General features: G+C 72.6%; 5 protein-coding genes and 2 pseudogenes. 2 read left to right on the forward strand and 5 right to left on the reverse strand.

The window, feature by feature from the left end; translation table 11 throughout:
* Window positions 1-260: 260 nt before the first annotated feature.
* Entirely contained in the window at window positions 261-1,304 is a 1,044-nt protein-coding gene (locus P1P70_RS38750; RefSeq protein ID WP_319246151.1) for an acyl-CoA dehydrogenase family protein, read from the forward strand.
* Window positions 1,305-1,326: 22 nt separating this feature from the next.
* Here P1P70_RS38750 and ssuE read toward each other — a convergent pair whose 3' ends face one another.
* From ssuE to P1P70_RS38765, 4 genes and pseudogenes are all read right to left on the reverse strand, one after another.
* Window positions 1,327-1,881 (reverse strand): NADPH-dependent FMN reductase, encoded by a 555-nt coding sequence (gene ssuE, locus P1P70_RS38755; RefSeq protein ID WP_319246153.1) that lies wholly within the window; start codon window positions 1,879-1,881, stop codon window positions 1,327-1,329.
* Window positions 1,882-2,130: 249 nt separating this feature from the next.
* Window positions 2,131-2,214 (reverse strand): putative leader peptide, encoded by an 84-nt coding sequence (locus P1P70_RS45930; protein ID WP_350710819.1) that lies wholly within the window; start codon window positions 2,212-2,214, stop codon window positions 2,131-2,133.
* Between the two features lie 312 nt (window positions 2,215-2,526).
* Window positions 2,527-3,026 (reverse strand): annotated as a pseudogene (locus P1P70_RS38760) (hypothetical protein).
* 113 nt (window positions 3,027-3,139) lie between these two features.
* Window positions 3,140-3,577 carry a MarR family winged helix-turn-helix transcriptional regulator gene (locus tag P1P70_RS38765; protein ID WP_413471647.1) on the reverse strand — a complete coding sequence of 146 codons (438 nt, stop codon included), beginning with the start codon at window positions 3,575-3,577 and terminating at the stop codon, window positions 3,140-3,142.
* Between the two features lie 244 nt (window positions 3,578-3,821).
* Here P1P70_RS38765 and P1P70_RS38770 point away from each other — a divergent pair, with 244 nt between their 5' ends.
* A complete protein-coding gene (locus P1P70_RS38770) occupies window positions 3,822-5,183 on the forward strand; it encodes a deoxyribodipyrimidine photo-lyase (protein ID WP_319246155.1) in 1,362 nt (453 codons plus the stop codon).
* Window positions 5,184-5,264: 81 nt separating this feature from the next.
* Here P1P70_RS38770 and P1P70_RS38775 read toward each other — a convergent pair.
* Window positions 5,265-5,990: pseudogene (locus P1P70_RS38775) on the reverse strand (B12-binding domain-containing protein); the annotation flags it as partial.
* Window positions 5,991-6,019 lie beyond the last annotated feature (29 nt).

Here is a 6,019-nt window from a genome sequence, read left to right on the forward strand (position 1 = left end):
CGGCGTGGGGGCGGCCGTGGTGGGGGTGTGGGGCACACTCAAGCGCGTTGGTCTGTACCAGTCAAGGGTGTAGACCAGTCAACTCCCGCCCGGGACAGCCGAGCCAGCAGCCAAAGCCGCGCCCCCGTAACCGGCGACCGGCGACCGGCCAACTGACCGACGTGGCGCAGGTCACATGCCATGCGAGACGGATGGAGAGCATGTGATCTTCCGGTCCCGATGATGTGATCTTTGGTACCCGGGCCGGGGAGAATCACCCCATGACCACGTCACCGCACCCCCTCGTCGTCCAGGCGCGCGAACTCGCCGCCGAGGTCCTCGCGCCCCAGGCGGAGCGCGTCGACCAGGAGGGCGTGCCCACGAGCACCATCCAGGCGATCAAGCGGTCCGGGCTGCTCGGGGTGAGCGCGCCGGAGGCTCACGGCGGGTCGGGTGCGCCCAACTCGGTGGCGCGGGAGATCGCCGAGATCCTGGCGGGGGCCTGCTGCTCCACGTGGTTCGTGCAGGCCCAGCACCACACCCCCGTGCTCACCCTGGCGAAGAGCGAACCCCCGGCCCAGAAGCACCTGTTGGGGAAACTGTCCACCGGCGAGTTGCTGTCCGGCGTCGCGTACGCGCACCTGCGCCGGTACCCGCGGGTCCCGGTCCGGGCGGTGCCCAGGCGTGGCGGCTGGCGGTTCCACGGCACGGTCCCCTGGTACACCGGCTGGGGGCTCAACGATGTGATGCTGCTGGCCGGGGTGACGGACGCGGACGAGGTGGTGTTCGCGTTCACGGAGGCCCGTCCGCAGACCGGGCTGCGAGCCTCGGCGCCCATGCGGCTCGCGGCGCTCACCGCCGCCCGTACGGTCTCGCTCGAACTCGACGGGCTGTGGGTCCCCGACGACGCCGTGGCCCTGCACGCGCCGTACGAGTCGTGGGCGGCGAGCGACCGCCCCAAGCCGACGAACGCCTCGCCTGCGGTGTTCGGGGTCGCCGAGTCGGCCCTCGGCCTGCTGGACCAGGACGACCCCACGACCAAGGCGCTCCGGCTGCGGCTCGACAAGGTCCGGCGGCAGGCGTACGCCCTCGCCGACCATCCGGCGCCGCACGAGCACATGGAGGAGCGGCTGGCCCTCAAGACGAAGGCCTTCGACCTGATGCGCACGTCGACGACCGCGGCGGTGGTCGCCGGCGGCGGGCGCGCCATCGACCTGGACAGCCGCGCCCAACGCCTCGCCCGCGAGGCCATGTTCCTCCTGGTCCAAGGCCAGACGCCCGAGGTTCGCCGCGCCCACCTCGCCTCGCTGTCGGCCGCGTACTGAGACGGCCGCGCCCGCGCAGAGGTCAGCTCGCGGCGGCCAGTACCGGCGCCGGGCCGAGCGCGGTCAGGAACTGGTCGACGACCTGGCGGAGGGCTTGGGCGGCGGCAGGGGCCACCGTGACCTTGCCGTCCTCCCCCACGGTGATGTCCTTGTCGAGGGTGAACCAGCCGGGGACGATGTGCCGCGCGCCCATGGAGCTGAGGACCGGCCGCAGGGCGTAGTCGAGGGCGAGGACATGGGCGGTGGTGCCGCCGGTGGCCAGGGGCAGCACCGTCTTGCCGGTGAGGGCGTACTGCGGGAGCAGGTCGAGCAGGGCCTTGAGGACTCCGGAGTACGCCGCCTTGTAGACGGGGGTGGCGATGACGACGCCGTCGGCCCGCTCGAAGAGTTCGGTGGCCTCGACGATGGCGGGGTGGGTGAAGTCCGCGCCGAGCAGGGCCTGGGCGGGGATGGTGCGGATGTCGAGGGGCACGACCTCGTGGCCCTGGGCGATCAGCCGGGTGTCCAGGTGACGTACGAGCTTCGCGGTGCGGGAGGAGACGGAAGGGCTGCCGGAGACGGACAGAACGGTGGCCATGGGGTCCTCTTTCTGGGAACCCGGGGCGCCCGTGCGGACGGGACCCCGGAAGGGAGCGGTCGTGTCAGAGGCGGTCGGGGCCTACGGAGGTGGCTGCGCCGGTCTCGACGGTTCGGAGGGTTTTCGGGCACGCGGAATTCCGTGGGTGCACGGAGATGCCCGGCAACGCGCTCGAACGCCGCAAGATGTGTGCGGGCGCGGTGAATTCAGCGGGGAATGCGGAAAAGCGCGGCGGATCGGGAAGGGTGATCAGGCCGCGGCGCGACAGGAGGCGCTGGAGACGCGCGCGAGGTCGACATGGCGTCGCCGCGTGAGGTCCAGTCGCATCGTCATGGCGTCGATCGTGGCAGCCGCCGTCGACGGGAGTCAAGGAGAACCCGACCGGTCTCGTATCCCGGACCATCAATTTACGAAGGTGCAATGGGGAAACCCTTGAACGGGCCGGAAATCGGCACGCATTCCGCTGCCGCGCGAACGGAACAGCCGGAGTAGATCCCGGAGTTGACCAGCCTCGTTTCGCTGCGCCGGGCCCTGGCCCGCCTGGGCATGTCGGCGCGCGGCAGATCGACACTCAACGGGCACCGCTGGAGGGGTTGTTCGACCTCGGACTCGCGGCCCCTGACCCGACCCGGGCGCGCTCGCGTCTCACCGGTCGGCCTGCTGGGCCGCCTCGCCCGGACCCGCCCTCCCCGGCCACCAGGCGCGCTCCCCGATGTCCCGTACCAGCGCCGGCACCAGCAGCGAGCGCACCACGAGGGTGTCCAGGAGGACACCGTAGGCCCACGATGAAGGCGGCGCGTCACCGTCCTGCGAGAGGAGTGCGGGCGAGGCCTCTCCCGTGACCCCGGGGGTGTCGGCGAGGGAGACGAGGAGGCGGTCGGCCGTGGCCCGCCGCTCCGCGAGACCGTCCCCCGTCCACACGACGACGGCCGGCAGCGTCTCGTCCTGCCGGAATGCCCGCTGCGCGGTGATGACCTCGGTGGATTAGGCGCTGCGTGGGAGGAACGCGGCTGGTCGTTGGTGGCGACCTCACCGAGACGCCCGACGTACGGGCCGAGGATCCCTCCGACGACGAGCCAGACGGCGATCAGCAGGAGGGGGACGAGCCGGCGGGCGGATCGGCGGGGCGGGACATGGTGCTCCAGAGTCCGGGCGGAGGTGCCTCGACGGGTGACCCAAGCAGATGACTCAACGAAAAACAATCTCAATGATTGAGCTACTTGGCCGTTGATCCTAGAGGCACCGATCCGGCCCGGATTCAGCGGGGGTCGTCGGCGCCCGCGCCCAGCTCCTCGGTCGCCGCTGCGAGGGGCCGGAAGTGAGTACGAGCCGCCCCTCGCGCGTCGGCCGCGTAGTACAGGTGGACCACCCGTCGGTCGGCGCTCTCCCGGACCCGGCGGACGTGTCCGGCGCGCTCCAGCCGGTCGACGCACGCGGTGACCGCGCCCGAGGTCAGCCCGAGGTGTTCACGTAGACGCTTCGGCGTCATGGGCGCCTCCGCGTCCAGGATCGCCGCGAGCGCCTGGACGTCCGTCGCGTGCAGTCCGTGGTCGCCGGCGAAGGCGTGCACCAGCCGGTTGATCTCACCGTTCATCCGGCGCAGCGCCACGGCGAAGGCGTGCAGGTCGGTCGGCGCCCCGGAGACGGCGCCCCCGCCGTCCCCCGGCTGCCGAGCGGGATCGTTCACTGTGGCCACGCGGTCAGCGTAGTCGCCGTACCGATCACCCGAACGCGCGGCGATGCTCCCCGGGCGCATCCGTGACCGCCCCGGCGGTGGAAGTGATGTCGAGGGCCGCGACGCCGGGCGCGGGGTGCGCGACCGCGTACCGGTGGAGCGTGGCCCCGCAACGCCATGGTGCGCGGCGGCACGCCCCGTGAGCGCCTGGCCCGTCTGGCCCGGCTGACCCGTCTGATCCGTTTCTCTTCCCCGGAGCCCGTCCATGAACGTCTCGGTCGTCCTGTTCACCTCCGATCTGCGGCTGCACGACCATCCGCCGCTGCGCGCGGCGCTCGACGGATCGCGGCAGGTGGTCCCCCTGTTCGTGCGTGACCGGGCCGTGGCCGCGGCCGGGTTCGCGGTGCCCAACCGGCTGGCGTTCCTCGCCGACTGTCTGCGCGACCTCGACGCGGGACTGCGTGAGCGGGGCGGCCGGCTGGTGGTGCGTTCCGGCGACGTCGTGGAGGAGGTGTGCAAGGTCGCCGCCGAGGCGGAGGCGGACGAGGTGCATCTGGCGGCCGACGCCGGCGCGTACGCCCAGCGGCGCGAAGAGAAACTGCGGCGCGCCCTGGAGGCCGAGGGCGTACGGCTGCACGTGCACGAGACGGTGACGACCGCCGTGGATCCCGGCACGGTGACTCCGGTCTCGTCGGACCACTTCTCGGTGTTCACGCCGTACTTCGACCGCTGGTCCCGGCAGCGCCTGCGCGACCCCCTGACCGCGCCGGGGGCAGTGCGGGTGCCGGAGGGGATCGGCTCGGAGGAGCCGCCCTCGCGGGCAGGGCTGTCCGGCCTGTCCCCGCAGCTGGCGGCCGGCGGTGAGGCGGAGGGCCGGGCGCGGCTCACCGCCTGGCTGCGGTCCGGCATCGAGGCGTACGAGGACCGGCACGACGACCTGGCGGGCGACGCGACGTCCCGGCTCTCGCCGCATCTGCACTTCGGCACGCTCTCCCCCGTCGAGCTGGTCCACCGGGCGCGCGGGGCGGGCGGTCCGGGTGCCGAGGCGTTCGTGCGGCAGCTCGCGTGGCGGGACTTCAACCGCCAGGTGCTGGCAGTGCGGCCGGATGCAGCGTCCGTGGACTACCGGGCCAGGCACGACCGTTGGCGATCCGCTCCGGACGAGGTCGAGGCGTGGCGGGAGGGCCGCACCGGCTACCCGGTGGTCGACGCGGCCATGCGCCAACTGCGCCACGAGGGCTGGATGCACAACCGCGGCCGTCTGCTGACCGCGAGCTTCCTGACCAAGACGCTGTACGTCGACTGGCGCGTGGGCGCCCGGTACTTCCTGGACCTCCTCGTCGACGGTGACGTGGCCAACAACCAGCTCAACTGGCAGTGGGTGGCGGGGACCGGCACGGACACCCGCCCCTACCGGGTCCTCAACCCGGTCACCCAGGCGAAGCGGTACGACCCGGAGGGGGAGTACGTACGGCGCTGGGTGCCGGAGCTGGCGGACGTCCCGGGTCCGGCGGTGCACGAACCGTGGAAGCTGCCCGGGTTGGACCGAGCCGCGCTGGACTACCCGGAGCCGATCGTGGAGTTGGCGGAGGGACGGGAACGGTTCCTCCGGGCGCGCAGCTCCTGACGCTCGGGATCCTGTCCGCATCGGATCCTGTCCGCATCGGATCCTGCAGCCTGTCGTCCTGGCGGCCTCGGGTCCTGCCGCCTATCGTCCTGGCGGCCTCGGGTCCTGGTGCCTGGGTTCAGCCGGCCCGGTGTCCGAGGACGGAGACTTCGTCAGGTCCACGTGTCCGTACAGCCCTGCGAGCGTCTCGACCGCGTCGCCCAGCGAGGACGGCCGGACGGTCCCGGGCGCGGGGTGCCCGTGCCAGCCGGGTCCGCCGAGCACGACGAGGGGCTGTCGGCGGGCGCCCTTCACACCCCAGCGCACGGCGGCCACGTGGCGGGCGAGGGGCAGGCTCGCCGTGGAGCGGGCCTGGGCCCACAGGACGACGGCCGCCGGGCCGAGCCGGTCGACCGCCGCGGTGAGCGCCTCGGCGGGGACGGCCGCGCCGAACATCCTGGTGGGCAGGCCGAGTTCACCGAGGGCCGCGTTGAGGGCCTCCAGTGGAAGGGTGTGCTGTTCGCCGGGAACACAGGCGAGCACGACCGGTCCGGGCCCGGTGGTGTCGTGCCGGAGTGCGGGCGGCCGGGTGTGACGGCGGAGCGTGGTGGAGACGTGCCAGGACAGCAGATGCTCGACCTCGACGTAGCGGTCGCCGGACGAGGCCCATCTACGGCCCACCGCGTGCAGGGTCGGCACCATCACCTCCTGCCAGGCGACCGTGATCCCGTACCGTTCGACGGCCCCGGCCAACTGGTCCTCCACTGCCGGGGCGTCGAGGCGTACGGCGGCGCGGGCGAGGCCCCGGCACTCCCTGCGGAGGTCCCCCTGTCTCATATAAAAATATCAGAGCCAAC

The sequence above is a fragment of the Streptomyces sp. MB09-02B genome (assembly GCF_033794485.1).
GTDB lineage: Bacteria > Actinomycetota > Actinomycetes > Streptomycetales > Streptomycetaceae > Streptomyces.